A 15,508-nucleotide genomic window follows, 5' to 3' on the forward strand; every position below is an offset into this window, starting at 1 on the left:
GTTCTATTTCTATTTCTATTTTATTTTTGGTTTTACACTGCTACGTCACCTGAACCACTGGAATCTCCTCAGGGCGGCCCGGGGCGTTATGACCACGACGCTTGCCACGACGCTTGACGATAAGCGGAGGACATTTGTGGTCATCGAAATAGGTCATCTGGCAGTCCAGACAGTAGTGACATTCCTGGTAGTTGATGGTGCCGTCAGGGTGAATAGCCTGCACTTCGCATTCCTTGGCACACAGCTGGCAAGGGTTGCCGCACTCCTTACGACGCTTGAGCCAGTCGAAAACACGCAACTTGGTCGGCAACGCCAGTGCAGCACCCAGCGGGCACATGTAGCGGCAGAAAACCTTGCGAGTAAAAATGTTCACTACGAGTAGCAGAACCGCGTAGGTGACAAACGGCCAACTGCGATCAAAGCGAAGGGTAATTGCGGTTTTGAAGGGCTCGATTTCTGCCATCCTCTCAGCGGTTGCCAGCGAGTCCAGAGACACCCCGAACAGCACCAGCAATACGATGTACTTCACCGCCCACAAACGCTCATGAATAGGCCAGGGCACGTTGTACTGGGGAACCTTGAAGAAGCGTGCAATCTCGTTGATCAGCTCCTGCAGCGCCCCAAACGGGCACAGCCAACCACAATAAACAGCTCGCCCCCAGAGCAACACGATGCCCGCCACAGAAGCCCAGAGCACAAATATAATCGGATCAATCAGGAAAGTTTCCCAGGTGAAGCCGCTGACAAGACTGTGCACAAATGCCAAAACGTTAACGATCGACAGTTGGCCCAAGGCATACCAGCCAATGAAAAACACTGTGTAGGTAAGAAATGCGTGGCGAATCCAGCGCGTCACCTTAGGCTTTTTCACCAGCCAGTCCTGGAAGAACAGAATCAACAACAGCACGCCAATACCAATTCCCAGAACAATCACCTGGAACTGGCGCTGATACCAAACCTGAACCCATAGCGGCTGGGTTTCGAGCCATTCTTCGTCTGTGAGCACCGGTTCTGCACGGGTGTAATACTGTTCCGGCAGCTGGTATTCCAAAGGAAACACCTGGAACTCGCTGTCCAGCGGGCCTGTCTGGCGCTTTACCGTCAGCTCCAGAGTCCAGGGTGACCCCGGATCAAAGTTGTGCTGCTGGCGAACTATGAAAATCGCCATTTCCTTGAAGCTGGGCATGCCTGCCGCGTAAACATCGCTTAGGCGAAAAAAGTCCATGTCGCGGAAGTTGAAGGTATCGCCGTACTGTCGAATCTGAACGCGGTCGAAGATACCCCCGCGCACATAGCCTGAGCCCTTAAAGGAATAGTCACCGTTAGCCAATACGGCAATAGCCTGCTCACCTTCCTTCAGCTCGGACATCAACCAGTCATACTGCTTTTCACCCAGCAGATTCTGACCAATCACCGGTGAATCCAGGTAAGTTGCATACAGATCAATCAGTGGCTCATCACGCTCATCAGGTGCAGCTGTTTCAACGCCCTCTGCTTCGGTGCCTTTGAAGGAGTCATCTACCTGGCCTTTGGTCAGCAGCATGCGGCGAATCGAGCCGTCGCCGGTCAATTCTTCCCACGTGCGAGGCTGAAAACCATCTTTGACAACCTCAGCCGCTGGCGGTCGCTTGGTGCCGCTGCCTTCTACCAGCCCAAGTTCAACCCCCACCCGGTGCGCGGTGCGCATAATGACTTCATTGATCACCATAACCGTAACTGTGGCACCGGAGAGCCCGTCAACAGCAATCTTGCGCTCGGTAGATGTGCCACCGACAGTAACCCGCTGATCTGCTTTCAAGCCGGTGTACTGATCGGTAAATGCGTGCATCTTACTTTCGGGAATGCCCACCAGAAGTATGGGCTCATCATGGTGAATCACTTTGGCAAAGCGGATAGTGCCTTCGGTATCCAGCACCACCATAGCGTTCAGTGGTTTGCCGGAATAGGCAGGCGTTTGCACAAAATCCAGGGATTGATAGGCATAACCTTTCAGTTCGTCAGCGGCATACAACTCCTGGATAGCGCGGTTGCCTTCCCGTGGTTCAACCCGATCTACTTCCGGGAAGGCCTTTTGGATAACCTGCCTGCCAGACACCGGCTCATACTGGCTGAGCGGTGCTGCCTGAACCATCGAAACAGTTGCGAGAAGCAGGGTAAAAATACAAAAGACACTGCGAAAAATAACGTTCAAAACAAGCCCCCAACGGAAACAGCGAATCACCTACGCCTGAGTTAAACAGCCTATGCGATCGAGGAATAATTCAAATACCTCTATATGGATATGTCTTTTTCGCAAGAAGCAAAAAGGCATCCTGGCTAGCCGAGGTTGACCGCTCTCCCACTCCTATCAAGTGGCAGATAATTGCTGACATGCCCCAAACGAATCGACTCCACCATCATGGTCAGTGGCTGTTGGGCTTCGTCGGACGATGGTGCTGTGCCCCCTCGGCCAGACATGGCCGCAACGAAGACCACATCCCATGACTGGCCAGTGCTCTTGGACTCTTCAACCAGTACAGCAAACTCCAAGACTTCTTCCAGGGCTTTGTCCACGCATATAACGGGCGTAAGTGCGCCGCCCTCACCCCGCTCAAATGCGGCTTTTTCGTCAGCCGATGCGTCATCTGGCAGTTCTGCCCGACAGAAAACAAACAATAGGCGCTGGGGTTCGTGTTCACTTTTTGCTGTTTTGATCAAATCACTGTAACTGCTAATCATGAAGGCGATATCCTTTCAATTTTCTACTGACTGATTTCGATCAATCGCTTGGGATCAGAGATAAACAATTTGCTCCGGTTTACCCGCACAAGCCCGTTGGATTTCAAATCTGCCAAAATCCGCGAGAAGGTTTCCGGTTGCATCGCAAGCCGAGACGCTACCAGGCACTTTGGCAATGGCAATTCGACTTCCCCGCCTTCGGAAACACCATTTGGCAGCAAATCGATCAGGTAACGGATCAAACGATCACGGGCATTTTGAACCGTCATAATTTCAAGATCGTGGAACCGGGAAACCGCACGCATGGCGTAGTGACGGAGGGCCGCGTTGGCATACTCAGGCTTGCTATCGAGCAGTTCCTGATAGGCTTTCACGGGAATCATCAGAACTTCACTGGATTTCAATGCTTCGGCATAGCACGCATAGCGGGCTGGGTCAGCGTAGATCATTACTTCTGCAAAGCAGTCACCTGGTGCAATACTATCGAGTGTCCGATCAATTCCGGAGGAATCCAGCCGGTATAGCCGCAAGCGCCCGGATACCACAAAGAAGAAGTGATGGGCTGGCATGTCCTGCCGGTAGAGCAGTTGATGATGCCCCAAGCGAAGCCGGCGGGACTGGAGCACGAGATTCTCAAAGTCTGCGTCGCTGAGCGTGTTGAACAGGGCGTGGCTGCGCATGGGCTGCAGTACGCTTTCGCCGTTGGTCAACTCATTCACAGCCAACACAACAGGTTTGGCGTAGCGGGTTTGTGCAGGTTGCGTAGCCATCATTGCGTTATCCCCTTTCATATCATGCATTCAAAATCATGTTTTAGATAATAAGAGGATACTCCTGAAAAATCGCTCCCCCCATGGGGGTAGTATCACGGATACTTGGTAATAATTGACTTAACGCAATATTTCGCATTACTACCTATTTTCCGGGATGACATCCGTGTCTTTCTTTAAATCACTGCATCAAGGGCGAGTCGGGGAGCTCAAGATCGACCCCCTGAACACCTGTTTCGACGGCCAGCACCTGTAAATACTGACGAAATGCCCGACGGGTCACGCTTTCGCTCAGGTATTGGCGAATCTGCGGTTTTACATGCTCGTATGGCAGCTGCTCGCCATCAATACGCTGGTCTACCCGCACGATGTGCCAGCCATAACGACTTTCAATCAATTCCGGATTCAGGCCTTCTTTGAGCGTCAGCACTGGCCGCTCAAACTCTTCGACGGTCTGCCCCTTGCTGATCTGCCCAAGGCTACCGCCCTGGTGACGGGATTCGCACGCAGAGTACTGCTTGGCCAGCGGCGCAAACTGGGCCCGTCCCTCAATCAAAGAGGTAAGTAACTGTTGCCCGATTTCTTCCTGCCGCATGCGTTCTTGCACATCGTCTGGTGCTGCCGCCAGCAGAATGTGGCTTACAGCCATTAATGTCGGACTGCGGAAACGGCCGGGGTTGGCTGCATGAAAGCGCTCGCAGTCTTCGTCGCTGGGCTGGGGCACGTCGAGCTCCTGCTCGAGCACCTGTGCTATCGCAGCTTCTTCATCCAGCTCTTCTGGCAGTTTCAATACTTTAGCCTGTTGCAGAAGCAGCTCTCGAATAACAAGGCATTTGGCGGCTTCATGCCAGGCTTCAGCTACTTCTTCAGACGGGTGGTGCTGCATTTCCCGAGCGATATCATCCTCAGGTATCAGGGTTTCACCCACATACACTGGCGGAAACTGGTTTCTGGGTTTTTCGGGTTCACCGGTGGGGATCAGTTGCATGGTTGGTCTCCGTAGGTTTGTTCAGTGGGGGCTGTCCCCTCTCCCGCAAGGGGAGAGGGGTTGGGGAGAGGGGGCAAGGCCCAATTTTTCCTTACGCCCGCTTCCTTACCACCTGGTACTTCCGGCCGAAATACTCCACCGGAACACTCAACATGTGCACCAAACGGGTGAACGGGAAGATTACAAAGATCGTCAAGCCCAGGAACATATGCAGCTTGTAGATCCAATGTACGCCCACCATGTACTCGGCTGCCCCGCCCTGGAAGGTGAAGATGGCCTGTGCCCAGCCAGCCAATTGCAGCATGGTGCCGCCATCAAGGTGTCCCAGTGTTGGCAGAATGGTTGCCAGCCCCAGCACCACCTGAACAACCAGGATGATGATGACCATGTTATCGGCAAAGGTACTGCTTGCGCTGACCCGCGGGTCCGTTAACCGGCGATAGGCCAACATAGCGCCACCAATCAGGCACATGACTCCAGCAATACCACCCACAACAATCGCCAGTACCTGTTTGGTACCTGCGGTCATGAAGGGCTCGTACACAAAGTGTGGCGTCAGCAGCCCAACCAGGTGGCCAAAGAAGATCACCAGAATGCCTACGTGAAACAACACGCTGGCCATGACCATGTTTTTCTTGCGCAGCATCTGGCTGGAATGAGCCTTCCAGGTGAACTGCCCATGGTCGTATCGTGCCCAAGTGCCAAGAACCAGCACCACCAGAGCGATGTACGGATAAATCCCGAAAATCAATGTATTCAGATAAGACATCATCTTGGTCTCCTCCTGCGCCGTCAGGCGTCTCTCGCGGCGGCACGCGCCTGAGCGGGCGTTACATCCGTCATCAGATGATCACTGAGGTGAATGGTCTGGGTTTGTTCCATTTCGCGGCGGCGCTGGCCAACAACGCCTCCGGTGTTACAGGAACTTCCCTGGTCATCCACAAACTTCACCATTTCTTCTTCCCAGACCTTATCCAGCGCTTCTGCTGTGTCGTCACGCTCTTCCGAGGCCACGAGTTGTGCAAGCTCCTGGCGATCGGTTGTGCGACCAGACAGCTCCAGCAACGAGTCCATGGCTACGTGATACAGGCTTTCACGCTGATACAGCCGCTCGCCCAGAAGGCCAAGAATGTGATGGATATCTTCCAACCAGTTCTGGATTTCTTCCCAGGGGCGGGTCGACAAATACTCCAGGAACAGCGGCAGGTAATCCGGCAATTCCTTGGCGTCGATTTCCAGCCCGTTGGCCCGATACTGCTCCATCAGGTCAACCATGGCCTGACCACGGTCACGGGATTCACCGTGCACGTGCTCAAACAACAGCAGTGAGGTGGCGCGGCCTTTATCGAAGGTGCCGGTATAGGCCTCTTCGAGATCCAGCAGATCGCCCTCACACAGGCGGTCGATACACTGGAGCAGCTGCTCCTTGTTTTTCCGTGGTAGCCGGCTGTCCTCCAGGACAGCAGCTACCATGGCGTCTTTGGAGGCCTGAAGTTCAGCGGAGGGATACTCCAGAATCCGTGCCAGTACTTTCAATAATTTCATGCGGCCTCCTTACTTCTGCAGCTGTTTGGGGTCGACTTGCTTCACAGTGGTCAGCTTTTGCACCATGGACGTGGTGTTTTTACGACCACCAAACATGCTGAATTCGCTGTCACCACCGCTGCAACCGTCGCCGAAGCTGAAGCCGCAACCGCCGCGCTCACCGTGTGCATCAGGGAAAGCTTCCTTCGCCAGTTCACGGTGGCTGGTGGGAATCACGAAGCGATCTTCGTAATCCGCAATGGCCAGATAACGGTACATTTCATCAGCTTGAGCCTTAGTCAGGCCGACTTCTTCCAATGCCCGCAGATCTTCAACGCCATCTACGGTTTCTGCTCGTTTGTACAGGCGCATTGCCATGATGCGTTTGAGCGCGCGCACAATCGGCTTCTCGTCCCCTGCGGTGAGCAGGTTCGCCAGATACTTCACCGGAATACGCAGGCTTTCGATCTTCGGCAGTATGCCGTCGAACTCAACCTTGCCGGCCTCGGCTGCCGACTGAATCGGGCTCAGTGGCGGTACGTACCAGACCATTGGCAGAGTGCGGTATTCCGGGTGCAGAGGCAGGGCCAGTTTCCAGTCCACCGCCATCTTGTACACCGGGCTGCGCTGGGCTGCCTGGATAACGTTCATTGGCACGCCGTCTTTCTGAGCCTGTTCAATCACCTTCGGATCGTTCGGGTCCAGGAAGATTTCCAGCTGCTTTTCATACAACTCGTGCTCGCCCGGAGTGCTGGCCACTTCTTCGATGCGGTCGGCATCGTAAAGCAACACACCCAGATAGCGGATACGACCTACGCAGGTCTCGGAGCACACGGTCGGCATACCAGCCTCAATACGCGGGTAGCAGAAGATGCACTTTTCAGACTTACCGGTTTTCCAGTTGAAGTAGATTTTCTTGTACGGGCAGCCGGAGACACACATCCGCCAGCCGCGGCACTTGTCCTGGTCGATCAGTACGATGCCGTCTTCTTCCCGCTTGTAGATGGCGCCACTTGGGCAGGCCGCCACGCAGGTCGGGTTGAGGCAGTGCTCGCACAGGCGCGGCAGGTACATCATGAACGTGCTTTCAAACTGACCGTAAATGTCGGCTTGAATCTGGTCGAAGTTTTTATCCTTACGACGCTTGGCAAACTCGGTACCGAGAATTTCTTCCCAGTTCGGGCCCCACTCGATTTTCTGCATGCGCTTGCCGGAGATCAGCGAGCGAGGCCGTGCAACCGGCTGGTGCTTGCTGTCGCCTGCGGTGTGCAGATGCTGGTAATCGAAATCAAACGGCTCGTAGTAGTCGTCAATTTCCGGCAGGTCCGGGTTGGCGAAAATGTTCGCCAGTACCCGGAACTTGCCGCCAATGCGCGGGCGGATCTTGCCGCTGGCATCACGCATCCAGCCGCCTTTCCACTTATCCTGGTTCTCCCACTCTTTCGGGTAACCAATACCTGGCTTGGTTTCTACGTTGTTGAACCAGGCGTATTCCATGCCTTCACGGCTGGTCCACACGTTTTTGCAAGTCACTGAACAGGTATGGCAACCGATGCATTTGTCCAGGTTCAGCACCATGCCTACTTGGGAACGGATCTTCATTTTACAGCCTCCTGAACAGTGTCGTTGCCTTCGCCATCAAGCCAGTCAACGTTCTTCATTTTGCGCACCACCACGAACTCATCGCGGTTGGAACCCACGGTTCCATAGTAGTTAAATCCGTAGGAGAACTGCGCGTAGCCACCAATCATGTGTGTGGGCTTCGGGCAAGCACGGGTAACCGAGTTGTGAATACCACCGCGGCTTCCGGTCACTTCCGAGCCGGGAATGTTCACAATCCGTTCCTGAGCGTGGTACATCATCATCATGCCCGGCATAACCCGCTGGCTGACAACGGCCCGTGCTGCGAGCGCTCCGTTGGCGTTGAATACTTCTACCCAGTCGTTGTCTTCAACACCCACGTCGCGGGCATCATCCTCACTCAGCCACACAATGGGGCCACCGCGAGACAGGGTCAGCATCAACAGGTTGTCGCTGTAGGTACTGTGGATACCCCACTTCTGGTGCGGTGTCAGGAAGTTCAACGCTTTTTCCGGGTTGCCATTGGGTTTTGCGTTCAGCAATGGCGCTGCGGCTTTAGTGTTAATAGGCGGACGGTACACCAACAGGCTTTCACCAAACGCTCGCATCCACTCGTGGTCGAGGTAGAACTGCTGGCGGCCGGTCAATGTGCGCCAGGGAATCAGCTCGTGCACGTTGGTGTAGCCAGCGTTGTAGGACACGTGATCGTCTTCCAGACCAGACCATGTGGGGCTGGAGATAATCTTACGGGGCTGAGCCACAATGTCGCGGAAGCGAATGGCTTCGTGCTCTTTGCCCACCGCTAGGTGACTGTGATCCAGCCCGGTGAACTCCGACAGCGCAGCCCATGCTTTAACAGCTACGTGACCGTTGGTTTCTGGTGCCAGAGTCAGAATTACTTCTGCTGCGTCAATGGCACTTTCAATTTTCGGACGACCTGCGTTCGCTCCGTCGATGTGCTTGTAGTTCAGCTCACCCAGGAAGTTCACTTCTTTTTCGGTATTCCAGTTAATACCCTTGCCACCGTTACCTAACTTGTCCATCAAAGGCCCAAGCGAAGTGAAGCGCGCGTAGGTGTTCGGGTAATCCCGCTCTACGGTGACGAAGTTCGGCGCTGTTTTGCCCGGGATCAGCTCACACTCGCCTTTCTTCCAGTCTTTCACATCGAACGGCTGGCCCAGCTCGGCTGCTGCATCGTGCATCAGTGGCTGAGTAACCACGTCTTTTTCAACACCCAGATGGCCTTCGGATGCCTTGGAGAAGGACTTGGCGATGCCTTTGTAGATTTCCCAGTCACTGCGGGATTCCCATGCCGGGTCAGTCGCAGCGGTCAGCGGGTGGATGAACGGGTGCATGTCAGATGTATTCAGGTCGTTCTTTTCGTACCAGGTAGCGGTCGGCAGAACGATGTCTGAGTACAAGCAGGTGGTGGACATGCGGAAGTCGAGAGTCACCAGCAAGTCCAGCTTGCCTTCAGGTGCTTCGTCATGCCACTTCACTTCTTCTGGCTTCATGCCGCCATTGTGGCCAAGGTCTTTGCCCTGCAAGCCGCTGGTGGTACCCAGCAGATACTTGAGCATGTACTCGTGACCTTTACCGGAGGAGCCCAGCAGGTTGGAACGCCAGATAAACATGTTGCGTGGGTGGTTCTCCGGCGCTTCCGGATCTTCCGATGCAAAGGCCAGTGAGCCGTCCTTCATGGACTGGGTCACGTAGGCAGGTACATCCATACCGGCCTTTTCAGCTTCCGCCGCAATGCCTAACGGGTTGCGGTTTAGCTGAGGTGCTGATGGCAGCCAGCCCATACGCTCTGCGCGTACGTTATAATCGATCAGGCTTCCACCAAACTTGGACTTGTCGGCCAGAGGCGAAAGAATCTCGCTCACATCCAGTTTTTCATAGCGCCACTGCCCGGAATGGGCGTAGAAGAACGAGGTACCGTTCATCTGACGTGGTGGACGCTGCCAATCCAGACCAAAGGCCAGCGGCTGCCAACCGGTTTGCGGACGCAGCTTTTCCTGGCCTACGTAGTGAGCCCAGCCACCACCGCTCTGACCGATACAGCCACACATGACCAACATATTAATCAGTGCGCGGTAGTTCATGTCCATGTGATACCAGTGGTTCATACCGGCACCAACAATGATCATGGAACGGCCCTTGGTTTTATGGGCGTTCTCACCAAATTCACGGGCAATACGAATCACTTTCTCAGCGGGTACGCCGGTGATCTTCTCCTGCCAAGCCGGAGTGTACGGCTTGATTTCATCGTAGGAGGTTGCGCCGTCGTCATCGCCCAGGCCGCGGCTGATGCCGTAGTTGGCCATCATCAGGTCGTACACGGTAACTACGAGAGCTTCGCCACCGTCAGCCAGCTCGATTTTACGGCTGCCCAGCTTGTGGGTCAGGGTGTCGCTGATTTCAACGGACTTGAAGTGCTCGTGCTTAATGCCGCCAAAATACGGGAAGGCCACATCAACCACTTCGTCATGCTTTTCAACCAGAGACAACTGAAGGCTGACGTCGTCCGTCTTGGCTGTTTGCTTCAGGTTCCACTTGCCCTTCTCACCCCAGCGATAGCCGATAGAGCCGTTAGGCGCTGTCAGCTGGTTGCTGGCTTCATCAATGGCAATGGTTTTCCATTCCGGGTTGTTCTCTTCACCCAGTCCACCCACCAGATCACTGGCACGCAGGAATCGGCCAGGTACGTAACGGCCATCTTCCATTTTGTCGAGCTTCACCAGATAAGGCATGTCGGTGTAACGACGCACGTAGTCGGTGAAATACTCACTGGGGTTGTCGAGGTGGAATTCTTTAAGAATGACGTGCCCCATAGCTATACCCAGAGCCGCATCTGTACCCTGCTTGGGATTCAGCCACTCATCAGACAGCTTGGAGACTTCGGCGTAATCCGGAGTAATGGCAACAGTTTTGGTGCCCTTGTAGCGCACTTCGGTAAAGAAGTGGGCGTCCGGAGTACGGGTTTGAGGCACGTTGGAACCCCAGGCAATGATGTAGCCCGAGTTGTACCAGTCTGCAGATTCAGGAACGTCGGTCTGCTCACCCCACACTTGCGGAGAAGCCGGCGGCAAATCGCAGTACCAGTCATAGAAACTCAAACACACGCCGCCGATCATCGACAGATAACGACTACCGGCCGCGTAGGAAACCATCGACATGGCAGGAATTGGAGAGAAGCCAATAATACGATCCGGGCCAACCTTCTTGGCCGTGTAAACGTTTGCTGCGCCAATCAGTTCGTTAACTTCGTCCCAGCTGGAACGCACAAATCCGCCCATACCACGACGGGGTTTGTACTCTGCAGTTTTTTTCGGGTCTTCAACAATGGACGCCCAGGCTTCAACCGGGTCATTGAATTGCATGCGTGCCGCACGCCAAAGCTTCATCAGATGCTTGCGCATCAGTGGGTACTTCAGACGGTTAGCGCTGTACATGTACCAGGAATAACTGGCACCACGAGGGCAACCACGGGGCTCATGGTTAGGCAGGTCCGGACGGGTGCGGGGGTAGTCGGTTTGCTGGGTTTCCCAGGTCACCAATCCATTCTTGACGTAGATCTTCCAGCTACAGGAGCCTGTGCAGTTTACGCCGTGGGTGGAGCGAACGATTTTATCGTGCTGCCAACGTTGGCGGTAGCTGTCTTCCCAGTCGCGGTTTACGTCGTGGGTTTCGCCGTGGCCGTTCGCGAAGGACTCGCGCTTTTTACTGAAGTAGCTCAGCTTATCGATCAAATGACTCATGGTCTCTCTCTCCATCAACCCGTCTGCGGATCGTTTTTCCGAATTGGAACCATTGTGTGGGAGAAAAACCCTGAAATCTGCGTGGTTACTACTACATAACCCTGCTCTACCACCGAGGTGGTATAGCTGCTATATCCCCGGATGGAGAAGTGCGTTACGTTCGTGGCGGCGGTTAAAGCGGGCAAACATGAATTGGCAAACACAAAGCAGAACAAACACGATCATGAATACGGCACTGCGAACCCCCAACCAGTGGTTCACCGCACCAAAAATAACCGGCAACAAAAAAGCCACTGAGCAGGCGCCGACCAGCAGTAATCCGGCAACAAATGCAGCATTCTGGCGACTCTCAATAATCACCATTCTCTGCAAACTGCCCATGGCACTTCCAAGCGCCACTCCGAGCACCACCACAAAGATTCTTTCAATATTCATGGGTAGCGCAAACTCAACCCTGATGGTTGCCTCCACACCTCGAATGAATAGCGTCATGGGCGGGTAAGACAACACCACCAGTGCTACCAGGCCAATAAAGAGCGACCGGCTAATAACGTTAGGGCTGCCATAGCGATCAGACAGCCCCCCGCCCAGAATCTGCGCCAGGGCCCCCGGTATGATGAACCACTGCGCCAGCCTGGCACCCGACCCGACCTGAAGCCCAAACTGTGAGGAAAGGTAATCCGGAAGCCACAAAGCCAACGCAAAAAAACTTCCGGCTACCACACCAAAATAGGCGACCAGCTGCCACATCCCCTGCTGATTGAGGTACCGGAACAACACTTTCAGGGAGGTTTCTGTTTGCGGATCTGCAGCCGCGTCCTCCGGATCGGTAAGCAATAGCAACAGAGCCAGCACTAACACGAGCACAATCAGATAAGCCAGAGGAACGCCATGCCAGGAGAAGGCATCATGAAAAAGGGGCACGAGGTAATAGGTAAACCCGGCACCGGTAACGCCAGCACCAAACACCCCCAGGACAAGGCCAAGCCTCATGGGCTGGCAGTTGCTGGTTACAAACTGCAGCCCGGCACTGTAGAACCCACCGGCAAGCCCCAGCCCACCCGCCGCAATCAGATAACCAATGAAGGTATTTGTGGTAAGCAAAACCACCATGCAGGCCGCAAGCCCGGCAAGACAAATAAGCATTATGCGCCGGGCACCAAATTTCCGGGCGGCGAGCCCAGCGGGTACGGCAAGCAAAGCGCTAACCGCCATTGGCATGGCGAGCAGCAGGCCAAACTGAAGATTGCCAAGGCTGAGTTCGGCTCTCAGATGTATTCCAGCCACCGCAAACAGCGTCCAGCAGCCAGCCGCAATAACAAAGCCTGTTACTGCAAGCGGCAAAACAACGGCAAGTGATGCCAGCCGTTCGTCTTCCTGATCCGCCTCTGACCCCATCCTACAGCGCCTTTTTGAGCCACTATTCACACCGTCTTTCAGTGTCAGCTTTTGCCCTGAGACAGGTCAAAGACTATGATGGGATACCAACCATTGGGGTAATTGACTATCCTCAAGGAGGTATTCGACTCCGGCGCCCGCAAAGACGAGATTCAATGAAACCCAGAAGCCCTCTTGTTAACCGGATTACTATCGTTGTGTGTGCCGTTGTGCTGACATCCATTGTCAGCATGGCTACAACGCTGGCGGTTTCAAAAAGCATTGAAGGGAACGCGACGGCTATTAATCTGGCTGGCGCTCTACGTATGGGCGCATTTCGATTGCTTGCCCACGTTGCAGGCCCAGGGGACAGCAACAACACTCCAGAAGGCACAATCAGCAACCTCGCAGACGGCTATGAAGCCAGCCTGTTGGACAGCTTGATTACCCGCACAATTCCAGATTCAACCGATCACCCGCTCGCAACTCAGTACAGCGCTGTCACAACCTATTGGGAGCAGACCCTCCGCCCGGCACTGGAGAATCATCCTCAAGGGGCCCCCGTCAACGCCGAGATGCTTGCGGCTACAGAAGCCTACGTAAACTCCGTAAACCAACTCGTCAGCATGCTTGAGCGGCGAACTGAAGCACGAATTGGCCTGTTACACCTTATCCAGATCATCAGCCTGGTATTTTCCATACTCATAATTATTGCCCTATTTGTAGACCTGAGAAACCGGGTTCTCAAGCCGCTGCGCAAACTTGTCACTATTGCTACAGCGGTGGGTGAGCAGGACTTTTCCCAGAAAGCCAATATGAAGGGCAGTGACGAATTGGCACAACTCGGCAGCGCCTTTGACCAAATGAGTAGCGAGCTGGCACTCACGTACAACGAGCTTGAAGAGCGCGCTCGCAGCAAAACCGATGAACTGGAAAAAAGCCATGCGGCCCTCCAATTGCTCCATACTGCCAGCCGCAACCTGTTTGCCAACCATGATCTGTGCAGCGGCGCAGTGCCCATGTTGCAAGAGCTGGAACAGCTCCTGGATATAGGACCAATTCGGCTTTACCTTCACGACAAAGAAGCTGCAGAGCCTGTGCAGGTTGTTACTACCGCCTCAACAGACCGCCCTTTCTATTGCCGTGACCACCACTGCAACGCTTGTCTGGTTACACCGGAAATCTACGACGAGCTTCCGATAGAAGATAACGATGGGCGCAGGTTGCTATTGCCCATACGTACACCCGGCAAACTCCTGGGCACTTTGGAGGTGTGGTACCCTGTAGAAACCGGGCTTTCGGATACCGCTCGGCGCCTGCTGGAAACGCTTAGCGACCAACTGGCAACCGCCATTTTCCTTGAACGTCAGATTAACGAAGAGCAACAGCTCACACTGGCCGAGGAGCGCACCGTCATCGCCCGGGAGCTCCACGATTCTTTGGCACAATCGCTGTCCTATCTGAAAATGCAGGTAGCCCGCATGCGCAGGCTGAACATTGAGGGCGACCAGAAAAACGCCCACGAGGCCATTCTGGACGAGCTGAGCACGGGGCTGAACAGTGCCTATCGCCAGCTAAGGGAATTGCTGGCCACCTTCCGGCTAAAGCTGGACACCCCCGATCTACTCACAGCTCTGCGCAAAACCATTGAGGAGTTTTCAACGCGTTTGGGGAAACCCGTAGGGTTGAATTACAATCTACCTCCCCAAGCCCTGTCGCCCAACGAGGAAATACACACACTGCAAATTGTGCGTGAGGGCCTGGCCAACGCGGTTAAACATGCAGACGCCACAGAAGTTAGCGTGGACATACTATTTGAGTCGCCCCAGGTAAAGGCAAAAATACGAGACAATGGTAAGGGCTTGCCGGAGGACGGTCAGCCAGTCAACCATTACGGGCTGATCATCATGCAGGACCGTGCCCGTACTCTCGGGGGGCAGGTTGTGGTACAAAACCACGAAAGCGGTGGCGTTGAGGTAATCCTGACATTCGTTCCGAAAAGCCGGCACCTGATTCCCACCGAAGCACCGAGCGCCTGAATATCAAAAAAAAGCGGCAATTCACATGAGCCGCCATGCAATCAAGAGAGAGGAAGCGAAGTACCATGCCCGATGTAGCGTCTGACACACCCGCCAGCATATTGCTGATCGACGACCACCCATTGTTGCGCCAAGGCATCAAACAGCTCGTCGAAATGGAAGGGGACATGGTAGTAGCCGGCGAGGCGAGCAATGCCGCCGACGGCATACAGCTGGCAACCGAGCTCGAACCCGACTTGATTCTGATGGACCTCAACATGCCGGAAGTAAGCGGCATTGACGCCCTGAAAAAACTGCGGGAACTGAATGTAAGCTCGCGCATCGTGATGTTTACGGTGTCTGACCAGGAAGATGACGTAGTCGCTGCTCTGCGTGCCGGTGCCGACGGCTACCTTCTGAAAGACATGGAACCGGAAGACATGATTGCCCAGTTGCGCCAGGCGGCCTTGGGGAAGATGGTCATCAGCGACAGGCTGACCACACTGCTTGCTGAGGCCCTGCGCTCCAACAAGCCCCAACAGGCCTCGCGCCCGGACTTCGACAGCCTGACCCCCCGGGAAAAGGACATTCTTCGGCTTATCGCAGAAGGCCTTTCCAACAAGATGATTGGCCGCAAACTGGATATCAGTGACGGCACGGTAAAAGTGCACGTAAAGCACCTGCTTAAAAAGCTCAGCTTGCGCTCCCGCGTGGAAGTTGCTGTTTGGGCGGTAGAAGAAGGCCTTCACAAGGGCTGAGCTATATCAAATC

11 protein-coding genes are annotated in these 15,508 nt (G+C 54.5%); 2 read left to right on the forward strand and 9 right to left on the reverse strand.

All coding sequences use genetic code 11. From position 1 onward, the window contains the following. Positions 1-40 precede the first annotated feature (40 nt). The 9 genes from nosR to RG807_RS03680 form a co-directional block, all read right to left on the reverse strand. Positions 41-2,131, reverse strand: coding sequence for a transcriptional regulator NosR (nosR, locus tag RG807_RS03640; RefSeq protein ID WP_309043899.1), 2,091 nt, complete (start codon positions 2,129-2,131; stop codon positions 41-43). 185 nt (positions 2,132-2,316) lie between these two features. Next, the gene (locus tag RG807_RS03645; RefSeq protein WP_309043668.1) at positions 2,317-2,718 is read right to left on the reverse strand and encodes a ribonucleotide reductase subunit alpha; all 402 of its coding nucleotides are present in this window, start codon (positions 2,716-2,718) and stop codon (positions 2,317-2,319) included. Between the two features lie 23 nt (positions 2,719-2,741). Next, a complete protein-coding gene (locus RG807_RS03650; protein ID WP_435404652.1) occupies positions 2,742-3,518 on the reverse strand; it encodes a Crp/Fnr family transcriptional regulator in 777 nt (258 codons plus the stop codon). A 151-nt stretch (positions 3,519-3,669) separates the two neighbouring features. Continuing rightward, positions 3,670-4,476, reverse strand: coding sequence for a peptidylprolyl isomerase (locus tag RG807_RS03655; protein ID WP_309043669.1), 807 nt, complete (start codon positions 4,474-4,476; stop codon positions 3,670-3,672). 91 nt (positions 4,477-4,567) lie between these two features. Beyond that, a complete protein-coding gene (gene narI, locus RG807_RS03660) occupies positions 4,568-5,245 on the reverse strand; it encodes a respiratory nitrate reductase subunit gamma (RefSeq protein ID WP_309043901.1) in 678 nt (225 codons plus the stop codon). 23 nt (positions 5,246-5,268) lie between these two features. Further along, a complete protein-coding gene (narJ, locus tag RG807_RS03665; protein ID WP_309043670.1) occupies positions 5,269-6,021 on the reverse strand; it encodes a nitrate reductase molybdenum cofactor assembly chaperone in 753 nt (250 codons plus the stop codon). Positions 6,022-6,030: 9 nt separating this feature from the next. Then, a complete protein-coding gene (narH, locus tag RG807_RS03670) occupies positions 6,031-7,602 on the reverse strand; it encodes a nitrate reductase subunit beta (protein ID WP_309043671.1) in 1,572 nt (523 codons plus the stop codon). Next, a complete protein-coding gene (locus RG807_RS03675; protein ID WP_309043672.1) occupies positions 7,599-11,342 on the reverse strand; it encodes a nitrate reductase subunit alpha in 3,744 nt (1,247 codons plus the stop codon). Before RG807_RS03675 ends, narH begins: the two co-directional genes overlap by 4 nt. Before the next feature lie 129 nt (positions 11,343-11,471). Next, the gene (locus tag RG807_RS03680) at positions 11,472-12,740 is read right to left on the reverse strand and encodes an MFS transporter (RefSeq protein ID WP_309043673.1); all 1,269 of its coding nucleotides are present in this window, start codon (positions 12,738-12,740) and stop codon (positions 11,472-11,474) included. 155 nt (positions 12,741-12,895) lie between these two features. Here RG807_RS03680 and RG807_RS03685 point away from each other — a divergent pair, with 155 nt between their 5' ends. Both RG807_RS03685 and narL read left to right on the forward strand, forming a co-directional pair. Beyond that, positions 12,896-14,758 (forward strand): histidine kinase, encoded by a 1,863-nt coding sequence (locus tag RG807_RS03685; RefSeq protein ID WP_309043674.1) that lies wholly within the window; start codon positions 12,896-12,898, stop codon positions 14,756-14,758. Between the two features lie 65 nt (positions 14,759-14,823). Further along, positions 14,824-15,495, forward strand: a complete 672-nt coding sequence (gene narL / locus RG807_RS03690) for a two-component system response regulator NarL (RefSeq protein WP_200368875.1) — start codon at positions 14,824-14,826, stop codon at positions 15,493-15,495. Positions 15,496-15,508: the final 13 nt, after the last annotated feature.

Origin of the sequence: Marinobacter sediminicola (assembly GCF_031157525.1) — a bacterium.
Taxonomy (GTDB): Bacteria; Pseudomonadota; Gammaproteobacteria; order Pseudomonadales; family Oleiphilaceae; genus Marinobacter; species Marinobacter sediminicola.

Bases quoted from the DNA above. Each gene is read 5' to 3' on its own strand.
- RG807_RS03655 (WP_309043669.1), bottom strand. From the start codon at position 4,476: ATGCAACTGATCCCCACCGGTGAACCCGAAAAACCCAGAAACCAGTTT.
- narL (WP_200368875.1), top strand. From the start codon at position 14,824: ATGCCCGATGTAGCGTCTGACACACCCGCCAGCATATTGCTGATCGAC.
- RG807_RS03680 (WP_309043673.1), bottom strand. From the start codon at position 12,740: ATGGGGTCAGAGGCGGATCAGGAAGACGAACGGCTGGCATCACTTGCC.
- narJ (WP_309043670.1), bottom strand. From the start codon at position 6,021: ATGAAATTATTGAAAGTACTGGCACGGATTCTGGAGTATCCCTCCGCT.
- RG807_RS03650 (WP_435404652.1), bottom strand. From the start codon at position 3,518: ATGCATGATATGAAAGGGGATAACGCAATGATGGCTACGCAACCTGCA.
- RG807_RS03675 (WP_309043672.1), bottom strand. From the start codon at position 11,342: ATGAGTCATTTGATCGATAAGCTGAGCTACTTCAGTAAAAAGCGCGAG.
- narH (WP_309043671.1), bottom strand. From the start codon at position 7,602: ATGAAGATCCGTTCCCAAGTAGGCATGGTGCTGAACCTGGACAAATGC.
- RG807_RS03645 (WP_309043668.1), bottom strand. From the start codon at position 2,718: ATGATTAGCAGTTACAGTGATTTGATCAAAACAGCAAAAAGTGAACAC.
- narI (WP_309043901.1), bottom strand. From the start codon at position 5,245: ATGTCTTATCTGAATACATTGATTTTCGGGATTTATCCGTACATCGCT.
- RG807_RS03685 (WP_309043674.1), top strand. From the start codon at position 12,896: ATGAAACCCAGAAGCCCTCTTGTTAACCGGATTACTATCGTTGTGTGT.
- nosR (WP_309043899.1), bottom strand. From the start codon at position 2,131: ATGGTTCAGGCAGCACCGCTCAGCCAGTATGAGCCGGTGTCTGGCAGG.